Below are 15,388 nucleotides of genomic sequence, written 5' to 3' on the forward strand. Positions count from 1 at the left end.
TTCCTTATACGGCGCATACCGCGACCGCAGTACGACCGGGTGGAGCTCACTCCACCCTCGGACGTACCAGCCCGGACTCGTACGCGATCACGACCAGCTGGGCCCGGTCGCGGGCTCCCAGCTTGGCCATGGCCCGGTTGACGTGCGTCTTCACGGTGAGCGGGCTGACCTCGAGCCGCTCGGCGATCTCGTCGTTCGAGTGCCCGCCGGCGACCTGGACCAGGACCTCGCGCTCGCGGACGGTCAGGGCGTCCAGCCGCGCGGTGCGGGTGGGGTCACGGCCGTCGTCGGTGTCGCCCTGGGCGAGGAAGCGGGCGATCAGGCCCTTGGTGGCGGCCGGGGAGAGCAGGGCCTCGCCGCCCGCCGCGACCCGGATGGCGCTCAGCAACTCGTCCGGTTCGCTGCCCTTGCCGAGGAAGCCGGAGGCGCCGGCGCGCAGGGACTGCACCACGTAGTCGTCGACCTCGAAGGTGGTCAGGATGACGATCCGGACGTGCGCGAGGGTGGGGTCGGTGCTGATCATCCGGGTGGCCGCGAGGCCGTCCGTCCCCGGCATCCGGATGTCCATCAGCACCACGTCGGCCCGCTCCTCCTTGGCCAGCCGCACCGCCTCCGCCCCGTCGGACGCCTCCCCCACGACCTCCATGTCGGGCTCGGAGTCGACGAGCACCCGGAAGGCACTGCGGAGCAGGGCCTGGTCGTCGGCGAGCAGGACGCGGATGGTCATGCGGGGTCCTTTGCGGGGCAGGGGGTTCTGCTACGACAACTGCCGCGGGGTGCGCGGAAGTTCCTCGGTGTGTCCATCCGACGTCATACGGCGTCCTCCGGCGCCCGGGACCGGGTCTTGACCGGCAGGATCGCATGGACCCGGAAGCCGCCGCCGTAACGCGGGCCGGTGGTGAGGGTGCCGCGCAGGGCGGTGACGCGTTCGCGCATGCCGAGGAGGCCGTGGCCACCGCCGTTGTCGGCTTCGCCGTCCGGGGCGGTGTCCTCGCCGGTGCCGTTGTCGAGGACGGTGACCTCGATGTTCGGGCCGACGCGGACGACGCTGACCTCGGCCTTCGCCTCGATGCCGGCGTGCTTCTGGACGTTGGTGAGGGCTTCCTGGATGACGCGGTAGGCGGCGAGGTCGACGGCGGCGGGGAGGGTGGTGCCGTGGTCCGCGCGGGCGACCTCGACGTGCAGGCCGGCGCTGCGGAAGGTGCCGACGAGTTCGTCGAGGCGGGCGAGGCCGGGGGCCGGTTCGGTGGGGGCCTCGGGGTCGCCGGACTGGCGGAGCAGGCCGACGGTGGCGCGGAGTTCGTTGAGCGCGGAGCGGCTGGCCTCGCGGACGTGCGCGAGAGCCTCCTTGGCCTGGTCGGGGCGCTTGTCCATGACATGGGCGGCGACGCCGGCCTGCACATTGACCAGGGCGATGTGGTGGGCGACGACGTCGTGCAGATCGCGGGCGATACGGAGCCGCTCCTCGGCCACGCGCCGCCGGGCCTCCTCCTCACGGGTCCGTTCCGCTCGCTCGGCCCGCTCGCGGATGGCCTGGACGACGGCTCTACGGCTTCGTACGGCGTCCCCCGCGGTCGCGCCGATGCCGGTCCAGGCGAAGATCGCGAGGTTCTCCTGGGCGTACCAGGGCAGGGGGCCGCCGAGCATCGCGGCGCCGGTCAGGACCGTCATGGTGAGCAGGCCGAGTCGCCAGGTGGTGGGGCGGTCGGTGGTGGAGGCGACGGTGTAGAGGGCGACGACCGCGGACATGGCGACGGGGGCGCGGGGGTCGTCGGCGACGCATTCGATCAGCGAGACGGTGCCGGTGAGGGCGAGGACGGTTCTGGGGGCGCGGCGGCGGAAGACCAGGGCGAGGGCGCCGAGGGTCATGAGGACGAGCGAGAGGGGGTCGGGGGTGCGGACGCCCCAGGTGACGCCGTTCCTGCCGTGCGGGTCCACGAAGGAACCGGCGACCATGCAGGCGAGGACGCCAGCCGCCAGGGCCGCGTCCAGCGCGAGGGGGTGCGCCTTCAGCCGGCATCGGGTGCGTTCTAGCGTGCCGCTCACAGCTGAACAGTACGGGGCGCTTGACCTGGGCGGAACTGGTGGTGGCCGTACCTCGGAGCGACCGCCACCGGGGGCTGCCGCCCCCAGACCCCGACTTCGGCCTGAACGGCCTCGTCCTCCGACGCCGGACGGGCTGAGGTGCCGTGACCGGCGTCAGGAGGACCGTCAGCCAGGAATCAGCCCGTCGTCGCTCAGTAGTTCCCGGACCTCCTCCAAGGTCGCGTCCGAGGACGGGAGGATGAGGTCGGACGGTTCCAGGGCGTCGTCGGGCAAGGGGGTGCCCAGGTCGCGGACCTTGGACAGGAGAGCCTGCAGGGTGCGGCGGAAGCCGGGGCCGTCGCCGTTCTCCATTTCCCTCAGGAGTTCGTCGTCCAGCTTGTTGAGTTCGGTGAGGTGGCTGTCCGCCAGCCTCACCTGCCCCTCACCCATGATCCGTACGACCATGTCGCCCATGTCGGCCTCCTAGGCGTGGCCCCTACTGCTTGTCGAAGCGCGGGGTGTCCTGCGGCTGCTGCTGGGACTGAGCCTGCCCTGTGCCGCCCTCGATCGCCTGCTGGGGCGACCCTCCGGCCAGCTCAGCCTTCATGCGCTGCAGTTCCAGCTCCACGTCCGAGCCGCCGGAGATCCGGTCCAGTTCGGCCTGGATCTCGTCCTTGTGCATACCGGACTGGTCGTCCAGGGCGCCGGACGCGAGGAGCTCGTCGATGGCGCCGGCCCGGGCCTGGAGCTGCGCCGTCTTGTCCTCCGCACGCTGGATCGCCAGGCCCACATCGCCCATCTCCTCCGAGATGCCGGAGAAGGCCTCGCCGATCCGGGTCTGCGCCTGGGCCGCGGTGTAGGTCGCCTTGATGGTCTCCTTCTTGGTGCGGAAGGCGTCCACCTTGGCCTGCAGCCGCTGGGCCGCCAGGGTGAGTTTCTCCTCCTCGCCCTGGAGCGTCGCGTGCTGCGTCTCGAGGTCCGTCACCTGCTGCTGCAGCGCGGCACGGCGGGACAGCGCCTCACGGGCGAGGTCCTCACGGCCCAGTGCCAGCGCCTTGCGGCCCTGGTCCTCCAGCTTCGTGGACTGCGACTGCAGCTGGTTGAGCTGGAGCTCCAGGCGCTTGCGGGACGTGGCCACGTCCGCCACGCCCCGGCGCACCTTCTGGAGCAGCTCCAGCTGCTTCTGGTACGAGTAATCGAGGGTTTCGCGCGGGTCCTCGGCCCGGTCAAGGGCCTTGTTCGCCTTCGCGCGGAAGATCATCCCCATACGCTTCATGACACCGCTCATGGGCTTCGCGCGCCCCCTTCTGACGGACTTCCAGCTCCAGCTCTGCGACAGAACCCACAGTACGGGCCCTGCATCCATTGACGCACTGTTCGGGGACGGATGCGCTCATCCCCAAGGACGACTGCACCCTCACCCGCTCCGGCGTAGGGAGTAGGTGTCCCCCCGACGTAGCCGGATCGTGCGCAACGCCCCCTCTGTCCCTTACATGACGACTGGTGTTGCCGGATCGTTCCCCACCAGGCTGGGGTCCAACCCCGGCCACCCCGTACCCTTGGGTTTTGTGTTCCGTAGCCGTGCCAAGGATGAGAAGGCCGCAGTCGCCGACAAGGCGTCCCCGGCCGACTCCAAGCAGCCCCGTGACCCGCAGGCCCCCAAGGGTCGCCCCACGCCCAAGCGCAATGAGGCCCAGTCCCAGCGCCGCAGCGTGGCCAACACCTCGCTGACGCGCAAGGACGCCTCCAAGCGGCAGCGCGACGAGCGCCGTGCCGCGCTGGAGCGGCAGCGCCAGGCGCTGGCCGGCGGTGACGAGCGTTATCTGCCCGCCCGCGACAAGGGCCCGGTGCGCAAGTTCGCGCGCAACTGGGTCGACTCCCGGTTCAACGTGGCGGAGTTCTTCCTGCCCATGGCCGTGGTCATCCTCGTGCTGAGCGTGGTGCGGGTGGGCGCGCTGCAGAGCATCGCGCTGCTGCTGTGGCTCGTCGTGATCGTGCTGATCGTGCTCGACTCGGTCATCAGCGGCCTGAGGCTGCGCAAGGCGCTCGGCGAGCGTTTCGCCGACCAGAACCGCCGCGGCGCCGTCGCCTACGCCCTGATGCGTTCCCTCCAGATGCGCCGTCTCCGGCTGCCGAAGCCGCAGGTCAAGCGCGGAGAGCGGCCCTGAGCACGACGTCGTTCTCCGGGGGCGCGGCGGATTCCTGGCTGGCGAAGCTGGGTGGGCTGCGGAATGCCGTACGACAGGAGCTGGTGGCCCGGCAGCTCGACGAGCAGATAGCCGGGCGCTTCCCGGTGGGGCAGCGGCTGCGGGTGCTGGACGTCGGGATGGGCCAGGGCACGCAGGCGCTGCGGCTGGCCCGGGCGGGGCATCAGGTGACCGGCGTCGAACAGGACGCCACGATGGTCGCGGCCGCGCGGGAGGCCCTCGCCGGTGAGCCGGAGGGCATCCGGGAGCGGGTGCGGATCGTCCGGGGCGACGGCCGGGACACCGGTGTGCACTTTCTGCCGGGCAGCTTCGACGTGGTGCTGTGCCATGGCGTGCTGATGTATGTCGAGGAGCCGGACGCGTTGCTGGCGGGGGTGGCGCGGATGCTGGCCCCCGGCGGGCTGCTGTCCCTGCTCGTGCGGAACGCGGACGCACTGGCCATGCGGCCGGGCCTGTACGGCGACTGGGCCGGGGCGCTGGATGCCTTCGACACCGTGTCGTACACGAACCGTCTCGGGCTCGATGTGCGCGCCGACCGGCTGGAGACCCTGACGGCGACGCTGGCCGGGATCGCGGCACCCTTGCAGGCCTGGTACGGGGTTCGGGTGTTCACGGACACGGCGGCGGACGACGCGGAGGCACCGGCCGACGTGGAGACGCTGCTGGCGGTCGAGGAGCGGGCCGGGCGGACGGATCCGTATCGCCGGGTCGCCGCGTTGTTGCACTTGTGCGGCGTGCGGGGCTGAGGGGCCGGTTCACCCGTTCGGATGAACAGTACGGGCCTGGGCATCTGCCCGCCGTGAGACTCGGGGCATGGCTGACTCCCGTTCCCGTGCCTCTCGACTGGTCGCGTCCGTCGTCGTCCTCTCCTGTTCCGTCGCCCTGGTCTCCGGCTGCTCGGCGTCCGGTTCGTCCGGCAGGTCCGAGACGCCGACCACGCAGGCCGCGCAGGCCGTCGTAAGGAAGTCGGGCAACGATCTGCAGAGCGACTACCAGAAGGTGATCAGGGACGTGCTGCCGTCGGTCGTGCAGATCGAGGCCGGCAGCGCTCTGGGGTCGGGGGTCGTCTACGACGACAAGGGGCGCATCGTCACCAACGCGCACGTGGTCGGTGACGAGAAGACCTTCAAGGTGACGACCGCCAACAGCCAGGACACCCTCACGGCCAAGCTCGTCTACTCGTACCCGGACCAGGACCTCGCCGTCATCAAGCTCGACAAGGTGCCGGACGGGCTGAGGACGGCCGCCTTCGCGGACTCCTCGAAGGTCGAGGTCGGACAGCTCGTGCTGGCGATGGGCTCGCCGCTCGGGCTGTCGTCCAGCGTGACCCAGGGCATCGTGTCGGCGACCGGACGGACCGTCAGCGAGGGCAGCAGCGACGGCGATACGGGTGCCACCATCCCCAACATGGTGCAGACGTCCGCGGCCATCAACCCCGGCAACAGCGGCGGCGCCCTGGCCAACCTCGAGGGCCAGGTCATCGGCATCCCGACGCTCGCCGCGACCGACCCCGGCCTCGGGGGCAGCGCGGCGCCCGGCATCGGGTTCGCGATCCCCGCGTCGATGGTGAAGACGGTCGCCGACCAGATCGTCAGGAGCGGCAAGGTCACCGACTCGGGGCGGGCCGCGCTCGGCATCACGGGCCGTACGGTCGTCGACGACGGCTACCGGGCCGCCGGGGTCGCCGTCGTCCAGGTCAAGAGCGGTGGGGCGGCCGCCAAGGCCGGAATCGAGGCCGGGGACATCATCACCCGGCTGGGTGACACGGACATCACGACGATCACGTCACTGTCCGAGGCGCTGGCGGCGGACGAGCCGGGTGAGAAGACGTCGGTGACGTTCACCCGGAACGGGAGCGAGAAGAAGGTCGACGTGACGCTGGGCGAGCAGTGACGGAAGGGGGCGGCCGGGTGGCGCCGCCCCCTGTCCCGGTTCTAGGCCTCCGCCGAACGCAGGCTCATCGGGCCGTAGATCTCCGCGGAGTCCTCGAACAGCCGCACCTGTTCGGCGCCGCCGTCCAGCAGGGCCTTCCAGTGCTCGCCGATCCAGGACTCGGCGTCTCCCTGCGTGGTGAACTCCTCGGGCTGCACCGCGGGCTGGACCTCCCCGCCGTCGGCCTTCTCGAACCGCCACGTCCATGCCGCCATGTCGCCTCCCGTGTCAGCACACCTGCAAAGCAGGAGCCGGATCTTGGTCCGGCTCCTGCCAGAAGCCTAGTCGGAGGGGCAGCACCTGCGCAGACAGGCGAAAATCACATCCGTGGAAGTGACTCTGCTCGGTACCGGTGCCCCCGCGGGACTCCCCCGCCCCGACTGTCCCTGTGCTGCCTGCGCGGTCGCGCTCGGTGAGGATGCGCGGGCGGCCACGGCCGTGCTCGTCGACGGGACCCTCCTCCTCGACCTCACGCCCGGTGCCGCCTTCGCCGCCGCCCGGGCCGGGCATTCGCTCGGCGGGGTGCGGCAGGTGTTGTTGTCGCATCCGCACGACGGGCCCGTCGTGGAGGTGCCCGCCGGGTTGCCGCAGCCCGGGCGGGTGCCGGACGGGCAGGAGTTGGCGTTGTTGACGGGGCATCGGGTGCGGGCCGTGGCGATGGACGCGCCGGGGACCGGGTACGCGGTGACCGGACCCAACGGACAGCGGCTGCTGTATCTGCCGCCCGGAGGGGCGCCCGCGGGGCTGGAGAACGGGAGGGCGGAGTCGTACGACATGGTGCTCGCCGATGTCGTGGGGCGGCCGGACGCCTTGGCCAAGCTGCGGGCGGTGGGGGCGTTGGGGCCGACCACGGATGTCGTCGCCGTGCATCTGGACCATGACGTGCCGCCCGGTGCCGAGTTGCGGCGGCGGCTCGCGGCCGCGGGGGCGCGGGCCGCGCCGGACGGGGCGACGCTGACCGTCGGCGTGTACGAGGACGTGCCCGACGTGCCGCGGCGGACGCTGGTGCTGGGCGGGGCGCGGTCGGGGAAGTCCCTGGAGGCCGAACGGCGGTTGGAGGCCTTTCCGGATGTGCTGTACGTGGCCACCGGCGGGGCGCGGGGCGGGGACAGCGAGTGGGCGGCTCGGGTCGCCGTGCATCGCGAGCGGCGGCCCGGGTCCTGGCGTACGGCCGAGACGTGCGACCTGGTGCCCTTGCTGGCCGAGGACGGGGCGCCGCTGCTCATCGACTGTCTGTCGCTGTGGCTGACGGACGCGATGGACTCCGTCGGGGCGTGGGACGACGCCGTTTGGGCCAACGGTGGGGAGCGGCAGCTACGGGAGCGAGTGCGGGAGTTGACGGACGCGGTGCGTTCGACGCGGCGGGTCGTTGTCGCCGTGTCGAATGAGGTGGGGTCAGGGATTGTGCCGGCTACGGCGTCGGGGCGGCGGTACAGGGATGAGCTCGGGCGGTTGAACGCGGCGTTTGCGGGTGAGTGTGAGCAGGTGGTGTTGGTGGTGGCGGGGCAGGCATGGGTACTGCGGTGACAGGTGGCGTGTTGACTGCCGGTCGGTGGGGGCTGCTCGGGCCCACAAGGACAGGGCGTTGCCGCACACGTCTCTAAGAAAGCCGGCGGGCGATCAGGCGGTGGGAGTTCGCGGCGAAGCGGTCCAGGACCAGGTGGGTCGTGGTGACGATCGTGCAGTTCTGGGATTCGAGTGCGGTTCGGAGGTCTTCGGCCTGGGCGTGGGGGATCTCCAGGACCAGGAGGCCGGCGGGGCGCAGGGCGGCAAGCGCGGCGTGGAGTTCCTCCGTGGAGGCCGGGGGGCGGAGCAGGGTGACCACGTCGTAGCGGGCGCGCAGGGCCGCGGCGAGGGACGGGTCGGTGAGGGTGCCCACGTATGCCTCCTCGACGCGTTCGGCCCCGCGGGCCCGCCTCACCAGGGGGTCGGGGTCGGTGCCGTCGAAGGACGTGTACGGGAACAGTTCCTTGGCGGTCGCGGGGAAGTGCGCCTCGCCCGTTCCGATGTCCAGCCAGCTCTCCGGTTCGGGGAGAAGGCACAGGACGGCGCGGGCCGTTGAGCGATGACGGCGTTGGCGGTCGAGGTCGGCGACGCGGGTGCGCAGGCGGTTCACGGGCGGCTCCCCAAGGCGTACGGCAATTCCCTATAAAAGGGACACATGAGGGAACGTAAGGGATCTTGATCTTGGGGGCAACGACGTCAGGGGCTCGTGGTGGCCATGTGGCGCCGCCTTGTTCGACCGGTGCCGGTACTGTTCGGCGAATGAGCTCGCTTAATCTCGACGACTTCACCGATCTGATCGAGCGCCCCGACGGCGGGGTGCGCCGCGACGCCGAGGCGCGCCGGGAGCGTCAGATCGTGCCGCCCGGATCGCTGGGCCGCCTCGACGAACTGGGTGAGTGGCTGTCCGCGGCGCAGTCCGCCGTGCCGGTGCGGCCGATCGAACGGCCCCGGGTGGTCCTCTTCGCCGGCGACCACGGGATCGCCGAACTGGGCGTCTCCGCGCGGCCCGCGGGCAGCGCGGAGCGGCTGGTGCGGGAGATCCTGGAGGGCGGGCGGCCCGTGTCGGTGCTGGCGCGACGGCTCGATGTGCCGGTGCGGATCGTCGACCTCGCCCTGGACTGCGACCCGGAGTCCCTTCCGGACGCGGTGGTGAGGCATCGGGTACGACGGGGCAGCGGGCGTATCGACATCGAGGACGCGCTGACCCTGGAGGAGGCCGAGGCGGCCTTCCGGGCCGGGGTCGCGGTGGCCGACGAGGAGGCCGACTCCGGTACGGATCTGGTGGTGCTCGGCGATGTGAGCGTCGGCGGGACCACGCCGGCGGGTGTGCTGGTGGCCGCGTTGTGCGGGACCGACGCGTCCGTGGTGACCGGGCGGGGCGGCGAGGCGATCGACGACCTGGCGTGGATGCGGAAGTGTGCGGCGATCCGCGATGCGCTGCGGCGGGCTCGGCCGGTGCTGGGGGATCAGCTGCAGCTGCTGGCGACCGTGGGCGGGGCGGACCTCGCGGCGATGACCGGGTTCCTGTTGCAGGCCGCGGTACGGAAGCTGCCGGTGATCCTGGACGGGGTGGTGGCCGCCGCCTGTGCGCTGGTGGGGCAGCGGATCGCGTTCCGGGCGCCGGACTGGTGGCTGGCGGCGCATGACAGTGGGGAGCCGGGGCAGGCCAAGGCGCTGGACCGGATGGCGTTGGAGCCGCTGCTGGCGCATGGCGTGACGGTGGGCGAGGGGGCCGGGGCACTGCTGGCGTTGCCGCTGGTGCAGGCCGCGGCGGCGCTGGCCGCCGAGCTGCCGGAGAAGCCGACGATGGAGGAGGAGCCGGAGGAGAAGGAAGAGGAGAAGGAGGAGTAGGGTTCGGTCGGTTCGGCTCCGCATAACTCTTCGCCTCCGCACAACTCTCGGCGGCGAACTGAAGCAGCCGAAAGTTGGCCGCACCGCCTACCAAAGATGGAGCGGTTGAGGCGGGCATCCCCCATATGATCCTCTCTCATGGGAGATGCCCGAAATGCCTCGCGGCGAGCCGCCGCTTTTGCCGTCTGGTACCTGCGGGCCGTCGCGTTCGTCAACTTTCTCAGTGCCGCGTGGGTCTCCCTCGGGCAGGACGTGCGGCGGCACAACCAGGAGAACTTCTTCACGCCGTATCTGCTGACCGCGGGGTTCGCGTCGGGGGTGTTCACCGCCTTCCTCGCCATCACCATGCGGCGCCGCAAGCGGGCCGCGTGGATTCTGAACCTCGCCCTGGCCGGGCCGTTCCTCGGTCTGTTCGCCTTCGCCCTGACCTTCCCGGAGATCCGGCAGTACGGCCAGAACTGGATCTCGCTCGTCCTCACCGCCGCCTTCGTCGCCGCACTGCTCGTCGGCCGCAGGGAGTTCTACGCCAAGGGTGACCGCTCGAACCCGAAGCTCGCGGTCGTCGTGGCCGTCGGCGGCACCCTGGTCGCCTCGCTGCTCGCCGCCCTTCTGGTGACCGTCACCAACCAGGCGGCGGACGCTGCACGTTCGACGTTCCTGGAGCGCTGGCGCTACGGCACGTTCCGGCTGATCTCGGTCGCCGTCGACGAGAACCGCTTCCCCGGCATCGACGTGCCGAACTGGGTCAACGTCGCCGTCAACGTCCTCAGCACGGTCCTGGTCCTCGCCGTCTTCTACGCCGCCTTCCGCTCCCGGCGCGCCGTCGACCCGCTCACCGAGGACGACGAGAAGCGGCTGCGGGAGCTGCTGGAGCGGCACGGGAAGCGGGACTCGCTGGGCTACTTCTCGCTGCGCAGGGAGAAGAGCGTGGTGTGGTCCCCGACCGGGAAGGCGGCCGTCGCCTACCGGGTGGTGGGCGGGGTCTCGCTGGCCTCCGGGGATCCGATCGGGGACCCCGAGGCATGGCCGGGTGCCATTGAGCCCTGGCTCGCCGAAGCCCGCGCGCACGGGTGGATCCCGGCCGTGATGGGGGCGAGCGAGGAGGCCGGGACGGTGTACGCGCGGCACGGTCTCGACGCGCTGGAGCTGGGCGACGAGGCCCTGGTCGAGGTCGCCGAGTTCACCCTGGAGGGGCGGGCCATGCGGACCGTGCGGCAGGCCTACAACCGGGTCAAGCGGGCCGGGTACAGCGTGCGCATCCGGCGGCACGAGGACATTCCGGCCGACGAGATGACGTATCTGCTGAAGCGGGCCGACGACTGGCGGGACGGCGCCACCGAGCGTGGGTTCAGCATGGCGCTGGGGCGGCTCGGGGACCCCGACGACGGACAGTGCGTGATGCTCGAATGCACGGATGGCCGCGCGGGGGAAGGGGCCGGGGAGTTGAAGGCGCTGCTCTCCTTCGTGCCCTGGGGGCCGCACGGCCTCTCGCTCGACCTGATGCGGCGTGACCGGGACTCCGACAACGGACTGATGGAGTTCATGGTGATCGAGCTCCTGCGCCGGGCCGGAGAGATCGGGATCACCCAGGTCTCGCTGAACTTCGCGATGTTCCGCTCGGTCTTCGAACGTGGGGCGCGTCTCGGTGCCGGACCGGTGCTGCGGCTGTGGCGCTCGCTGCTCAGCTTCTTCTCGCGCTGGTGGCAGATCGAGTCGCTGTACCGCGCCAACGCCAAGTACCGGCCCATCTGGGAGCCGCGGTTCCTGCTCTTCGAGAAGAGCGCGGACCTGCCGCGCATCGGCATCGCGTCGGCCCGTGCGGAGGGTTTCCTGGAGGCGCCGGGGCTGCCGAAGTGGCTGCACCGCAGGCACCTCGAAACGCACCGCTGACGCACCTGGAACCGCACGGACGAGGACCACCGCATGAAGACACTCGCCCGCTGGGCCCGTGCCGAATGGGGGCTCCTGTACGTCGCGGTGCGCGAGTCGCTGGGGAAGCGGCACCGGCCGGCGATCCCGATGACCCTCGGGGCGGTGGTGCTGACGACGGTCGTACAGATCGTGCAGAACCAGTCGTGGGGTTACCGGTTCGTGCAGAACATCGGGGGCGTGCGCGCCCAGGACCCCCTGTGGCTGGCCCTCCTGCGCACTCCCGTGTCGCTGTTCGTGCCGGCGCCGGACCTCCCCGTCTGGGGTGCTCTCGTCCAGGTCCTCTTCGTCTTCGGCATCGCGGAGATCTGCCTGGGCCGGTGGCGCACGCTCGTCATCGCGTACACCGCCACCCTGGCCGGGACGCTCTACGCCCGCCTGGGCATCTGGCTGGGCTTCGACAGCTTCTTCGGGCTGCCGGCCTCGGACGCCCGGGTCGTGGACACCGGCCCGTCGGCGGCCGTGGTGGGTCTCGCCGTGTTCCTCGGGTGGCGCTACGGCGCGTACGTGACGGTGTGCGCGGTCACCGCCGCCATGGCGGTCGAGGTGATGCTGAAGGGCAATCTCGCCGGCAAGGAGCACATGGCGGCGATCGGGGCGATGGGGGTGCTCTGTCTGGGCTCGGCGCTACGGCACCGTCACTGTCCCCCTCACCGGCCGAGGGCGCGCGTCGGCTCGGGGTCGGGCTTTCCGCCGATCCAGTCCTGAAGTCTGCGGCGCGGGCCCGCCCAGCGTTTGTCGTGGTGGTAGGCACGGAGCGTGGCCCTGGCGCGGGCGCGCGGGCGGCGGCCGTAGAAGCGGCGGGCCCAGGGGGAGCCCGGGCGGGCCAGGCGGAGGAGGCCGATCAGGCCGACCAGCGGGACGATCACGCTGAAGATGGCCATACGGGTCTTGCCCTTGCTCAGCACGGCGAGCGCGAACAGGAAGTTGATGGTGACCGTCGAGATGACGCCGCCCCGGTCGTGCAGCTCCGCCTGGCTCATGTCGTTGACCCCGAAGGGCGAGAACCCGGCGAGCACCAGTCCGACCAGGGCCGCGGTGAGGACGACGACCTCGACGCTCTTGCGGCCCTCCTCGCTCCAGTACACGTCGTCCAGGTGCAGGATCAGCGCGAACTCGTCGAGGACCAGCCCCGCGCCCATCCCGAAGAGGACGGCGAAGGCGGCCGACCCGAAGCCGTGCCGCTCGCTGGCGACCGCGCCGAAGCCGCCGACGATCGTGAGGACGACGCCGGGGACGACGTGGTGGATGTGCAGCCCGCCCGCCTTGACGTTGCCGAACGGCCCCTTGCCCGCCCGGATCAGACGGGTGATGACCCGGGTGATCAGGAACGTCAGCACGAACGCGGTGAGCGCGAGGAGCAGCGGCAGCTTGCCGGGCTCGATGATGTTGCGCTGCAGCCAATGTCCCATAAGCGAACTTTAGCCAGACATGCGTGTGCGCACCGGTGCCGCTCGCCCTGACGGCCCGCTTTTCCGGCCGGGGGTCCGGGGGTTGTCCCCCCGGAAGAGCACAGCATCCGCGGGTGCCGGGGCCGCTCTCCCCGCCCGGTAACCTGCGCCGGTGTCCAAGACCTCGCCCCTCGACGGCCTCCGCTTCGCCTTCGGCACCCTCACGGTCCTGCCGGTCAGGGTCACCCGCTGGGACCGGGAGGCCGCACGCCGCGGAATGATGAACGCCCCGGTGGTGGGGCTGGTCGTCGGCGGCTGCTCGGCCGGGCTCGGTCTGCTCCTGCTGTTCCTGGGCGCGGGTGCGCTGCTCGCCGCCGTCGCGAGCGTCGCCGTACCCGCCGTACTCACCCGTGGCCTGCACCTGGACGGCCTCGCCGACACGGCGGACGGGCTCGGCAGCGGCAAGCCCGCCGAGGAAGCGCTGCGGATCATGAAGCAGTCGGACATCGGGCCGTTCGGGGTGATCACGCTCGTCTTCGTGCTGCTCGCCCAGGTGGCCGCGCTCGCGCGGATGTACGGCGACTCGTGGGCCCGGGGTGCCGCCGCCGCCCTGGTCTCGGCAGTCGCGGCACGGCTCGCGCTCACCCTGGCCGCCCGCGCCGGGGTCCCGGCCGCCCGGCCGGAGGGACTGGGGGCGGCGGTCGCGGGCGTGGTTCCGGTCGGGGGTGCGCTGGGCGTGACGGTGGCCTTCACCGTGCCCTGCGCGGCCTTGGGGCCGCTCCTCGGGTCGTACGGCCACATCCGTGCGGTCGCCGCGATCGCCCTCGCGCTGGCCGGCGCCGAGCTCCTCCTGCGTCACTGCACCCGCCGCTTCGGCGGGATCACCGGCGATGTGTTCGGCGGGCTGGCCGAGACGGCGGCGACGGTCGCGCTGCTGGTGTTGTCGCTGGGGCAGTAGTCTCTGCGCCGTACACGGACAAGTGATCGTGATCGGGGGACGTTCGTGCCGAAGCTTCGTCGTGCCGTGGCCTGGTTCATCGACTTCGGGCTGGTGCTCACCCTGGCCGCCCTGCTCGCCGTGCTCACCTTCCACCGGATAGCCGGTCTCGTCACGGACGTGCCCGACCTCGCCACCCGCGGCGGACTCGACCTGCTGACCTCGCGCGGTGACGTCCTCGGCGCCTCGGAGCACCTAGGGCTGTCGCTGTGGGACAACGCGGTGCTCGACGTCGAGGAGGCCTTCGGGGTGCTGGTCGTGGCGACCTTCCTCTACCAGTGGGGGTGCCTGGCCTTCGCCGGGCGGACCGTCGGCAAGGGGCTGCTCGGGCTGAAGGTGACCCCAACCGCCCCTCGCCGGGCGGCGGTTCGGGCGGCGGTCACCGCGACCGCCGACATCGCCGTGTACTCCGTGGCCTGCGTCCTGCTGGTCGAGCAGCACTACGTGCTGTCGGTGCTGGTGTGGGCCGCCGCCGTCCTGGTCTTCCTCCTGAACGCCCTGCCGGTCCTGACCCCCACCTGCCGCTCCCTCGCCGACCGGGTGGCCGGCACGACGGTCACCGGGCTCGGGCTCAGCACGCCCGGCGCCACACCCCCAGTTCGTACTTCTTGAGCATCGAGCTGAACTTCAGCCGCCGGGACTCGGCGCAGAAACGGCTGGTCGGCAGCTCGTACTCGACATGGAAGACCGCCTTGTCCGCCTTGATGAAGGGCTTCACGGCGTCGCACTCGTCGTACTGGGCGCACTGCTCGTTGACCGCGAAGTCGAAGTCCCCGACGAGTCGGGGGATCTGGTCCAGGTCGTTCTTCAACCCGACCGCCATGCCCCGGTCGTGGGCGAGCTCGGCGATCAGCCGGTTGTAGCGGAGCTGGTCGGCGGCCCTGAGCGGGAAGCCGGTGGTGTTCTTGTAGCCGTCCATGTTGTCCGGCTCCACCGCGTCGAAGCCCTTCGTGCGGCACATGTCGAAACGGGCCGCCATCAGCGGTTCCAGGACGTCGGTGCGGCGGATGTCGAGCCAGCGCTCGCCCTTCCAGCCGTTGCCCTTGCCGATCACCGACTTCGGGAACCTCTTCGCGTCCGGACGCCAGTCCTCCCAGGCGCCGGTGGAGAGGTAGCAGATCGCCTTACGGCCCTTGTGGTGCAGGGCGGTGACCGTGGCCTTGGGCTGGTCGAAGCCGTCGATGTCGTAGACCGGCACGTCGACGGAGGTGTCGACCCGGCCGCTGAGCTGCCACTGCCAGGCCACGCCGGGGCGCGGCTGCCAGTGCCCGGCCGACGGCTTGGAGTCGGCCGCGGTGCCGCAGCCCGCCAGCAGCAGGGTCAGGGCGGCGAGCAGGAAGATCGGGCGTCTCAACGGACAGGCTCCAGAGTGTGGGGACGCGTTCCCATGGATGATCGCCGATGCCTGTCACCGCGCGGTGCAGCGGGGTGAGTGAAGGCACACACACGCGTAGGCTCATCCGGAGTGTTCGACGCACCGGGGAAGGCCCCGCGCAATCCGCACCCTCGCCGCCGCATTCGGGGTCGGCTGTCGGGCCCGGTCGACCCAC

17 protein-coding genes are annotated in these 15,388 nt (G+C 71.4%); 9 read left to right on the forward strand and 8 right to left on the reverse strand.

The window, feature by feature from the left end:
• Window positions 1-46: 46 nt before the first annotated feature.
• The 4 genes from ACWC09_RS40000 to ACWC09_RS40015 all read right to left on the reverse strand — a co-directional run bounded on the left by ACWC09_RS40000 (window position 47) and on the right by ACWC09_RS40015 (window position 3,286).
• Window positions 47-727 carry a response regulator gene (locus ACWC09_RS40000; RefSeq protein WP_450855975.1) on the reverse strand — a complete coding sequence of 227 codons (681 nt, stop codon included), beginning with the start codon at window positions 725-727 and terminating at the stop codon, window positions 47-49.
• A gap of 83 nt (window positions 728-810) precedes the next feature.
• Complete coding sequence (locus ACWC09_RS40005; RefSeq protein WP_450855976.1) at window positions 811-2,046, reverse strand: sensor histidine kinase; 1,236 nt, start codon at window positions 2,044-2,046, stop codon at window positions 811-813.
• Between the two features lie 165 nt (window positions 2,047-2,211).
• Window positions 2,212-2,490, reverse strand: a complete 279-nt coding sequence (gene pspAA, locus ACWC09_RS40010) for a PspA-associated protein PspAA (protein WP_450856010.1) — start codon at window positions 2,488-2,490, stop codon at window positions 2,212-2,214.
• A 31-nt stretch (window positions 2,491-2,521) separates the two neighbouring features.
• Window positions 2,522-3,286: a PspA/IM30 family protein gene (locus tag ACWC09_RS40015; protein WP_450856011.1), complete on the reverse strand. Its 765-nt coding sequence runs from the start codon at window positions 3,284-3,286 to the stop codon at window positions 2,522-2,524.
• Window positions 3,287-3,518: 232 nt separating this feature from the next.
• Between ACWC09_RS40015 and ACWC09_RS40020 the strand changes: the two genes are divergently transcribed.
• The 3 genes from ACWC09_RS40020 (at window position 3,519) to ACWC09_RS40030 (ending at window position 6,125) form a co-directional block, all read left to right on the forward strand.
• Window positions 3,519-4,193: a DUF3043 domain-containing protein gene (locus ACWC09_RS40020; protein WP_450855977.1), complete on the forward strand. Its 675-nt coding sequence runs from the start codon at window positions 3,519-3,521 to the stop codon at window positions 4,191-4,193.
• Between the two features lie 83 nt (window positions 4,194-4,276).
• Entirely contained in the window at window positions 4,277-4,978 is a 702-nt protein-coding gene (locus ACWC09_RS40025) for a class I SAM-dependent methyltransferase (protein WP_450855978.1), read from the forward strand.
• Window positions 4,979-5,045: 67 nt separating this feature from the next.
• A complete protein-coding gene (locus ACWC09_RS40030) occupies window positions 5,046-6,125 on the forward strand; it encodes a S1C family serine protease (protein WP_450855979.1) in 1,080 nt (359 codons plus the stop codon).
• A gap of 41 nt (window positions 6,126-6,166) precedes the next feature.
• Here ACWC09_RS40030 and ACWC09_RS40035 read toward each other — a convergent pair whose 3' ends face one another.
• A complete protein-coding gene (locus ACWC09_RS40035; RefSeq protein ID WP_450855980.1) occupies window positions 6,167-6,379 on the reverse strand; it encodes a hypothetical protein in 213 nt (70 codons plus the stop codon).
• Window positions 6,380-6,491: 112 nt separating this feature from the next.
• On the opposite strand from ACWC09_RS40035, the gene ACWC09_RS40040 reads away from it, so the two are divergent.
• Window positions 6,492-7,691 carry a bifunctional adenosylcobinamide kinase/adenosylcobinamide-phosphate guanylyltransferase gene (locus ACWC09_RS40040; protein ID WP_450855981.1) on the forward strand — a complete coding sequence of 400 codons (1,200 nt, stop codon included), beginning with the start codon at window positions 6,492-6,494 and terminating at the stop codon, window positions 7,689-7,691.
• 73 nt (window positions 7,692-7,764) lie between these two features.
• Here the strand turns inward: ACWC09_RS40040 and ACWC09_RS40045 are convergent, their stop codons facing one another.
• Window positions 7,765-8,280, reverse strand: coding sequence for a methyltransferase domain-containing protein (locus ACWC09_RS40045; RefSeq protein ID WP_450855982.1), 516 nt, complete (start codon window positions 8,278-8,280; stop codon window positions 7,765-7,767).
• 149 nt (window positions 8,281-8,429) lie between these two features.
• On the opposite strand from ACWC09_RS40045, the gene cobT reads away from it, so the two are divergent.
• From cobT to ACWC09_RS40060, 3 genes are all read left to right on the forward strand, one after another.
• The gene (gene cobT, locus ACWC09_RS40050; RefSeq protein ID WP_450855983.1) at window positions 8,430-9,521 is read left to right on the forward strand and encodes a nicotinate-nucleotide--dimethylbenzimidazole phosphoribosyltransferase; all 1,092 of its coding nucleotides are present in this window, start codon (window positions 8,430-8,432) and stop codon (window positions 9,519-9,521) included.
• 138 nt (window positions 9,522-9,659) lie between these two features.
• A complete protein-coding gene (locus tag ACWC09_RS40055) occupies window positions 9,660-11,411 on the forward strand; it encodes a phosphatidylglycerol lysyltransferase domain-containing protein (RefSeq protein ID WP_450855984.1) in 1,752 nt (583 codons plus the stop codon).
• A gap of 33 nt (window positions 11,412-11,444) precedes the next feature.
• On the forward strand, window positions 11,445-12,158 hold the full coding sequence (locus ACWC09_RS40060; protein ID WP_450855985.1) for a hypothetical protein: 714 nt from the start codon (window positions 11,445-11,447) through the stop codon (window positions 12,156-12,158).
• On the opposite strand, the gene ACWC09_RS40065 is transcribed toward ACWC09_RS40060, so the two are convergent.
• The gene (locus ACWC09_RS40065; protein ID WP_450855986.1) at window positions 12,101-12,862 is read right to left on the reverse strand and encodes a hypothetical protein; all 762 of its coding nucleotides are present in this window, start codon (window positions 12,860-12,862) and stop codon (window positions 12,101-12,103) included. The genes ACWC09_RS40060 and ACWC09_RS40065 overlap by 58 nt on opposite strands.
• Before the next feature lie 151 nt (window positions 12,863-13,013).
• Here ACWC09_RS40065 and ACWC09_RS40070 point away from each other — a divergent pair, with 151 nt between their 5' ends.
• Both ACWC09_RS40070 and ACWC09_RS40075 read left to right on the forward strand, forming a co-directional pair.
• Window positions 13,014-13,799, forward strand: coding sequence for an adenosylcobinamide-GDP ribazoletransferase (locus ACWC09_RS40070; RefSeq protein ID WP_450855987.1), 786 nt, complete (start codon window positions 13,014-13,016; stop codon window positions 13,797-13,799).
• 45 nt (window positions 13,800-13,844) lie between these two features.
• Window positions 13,845-14,450, forward strand: a complete 606-nt coding sequence (locus ACWC09_RS40075) for an RDD family protein (protein WP_450855988.1) — start codon at window positions 13,845-13,847, stop codon at window positions 14,448-14,450.
• Here the strand turns inward: ACWC09_RS40075 and ACWC09_RS40080 are convergent.
• A complete protein-coding gene (locus ACWC09_RS40080; protein WP_450855989.1) occupies window positions 14,410-15,192 on the reverse strand; it encodes an endo alpha-1,4 polygalactosaminidase in 783 nt (260 codons plus the stop codon). The genes ACWC09_RS40075 and ACWC09_RS40080 overlap by 41 nt on opposite strands.
• Between the last annotated feature and the right edge of the window lie 196 nt (window positions 15,193-15,388).

This window comes from Streptomyces sp. NPDC001617 (genome assembly GCF_053596855.1).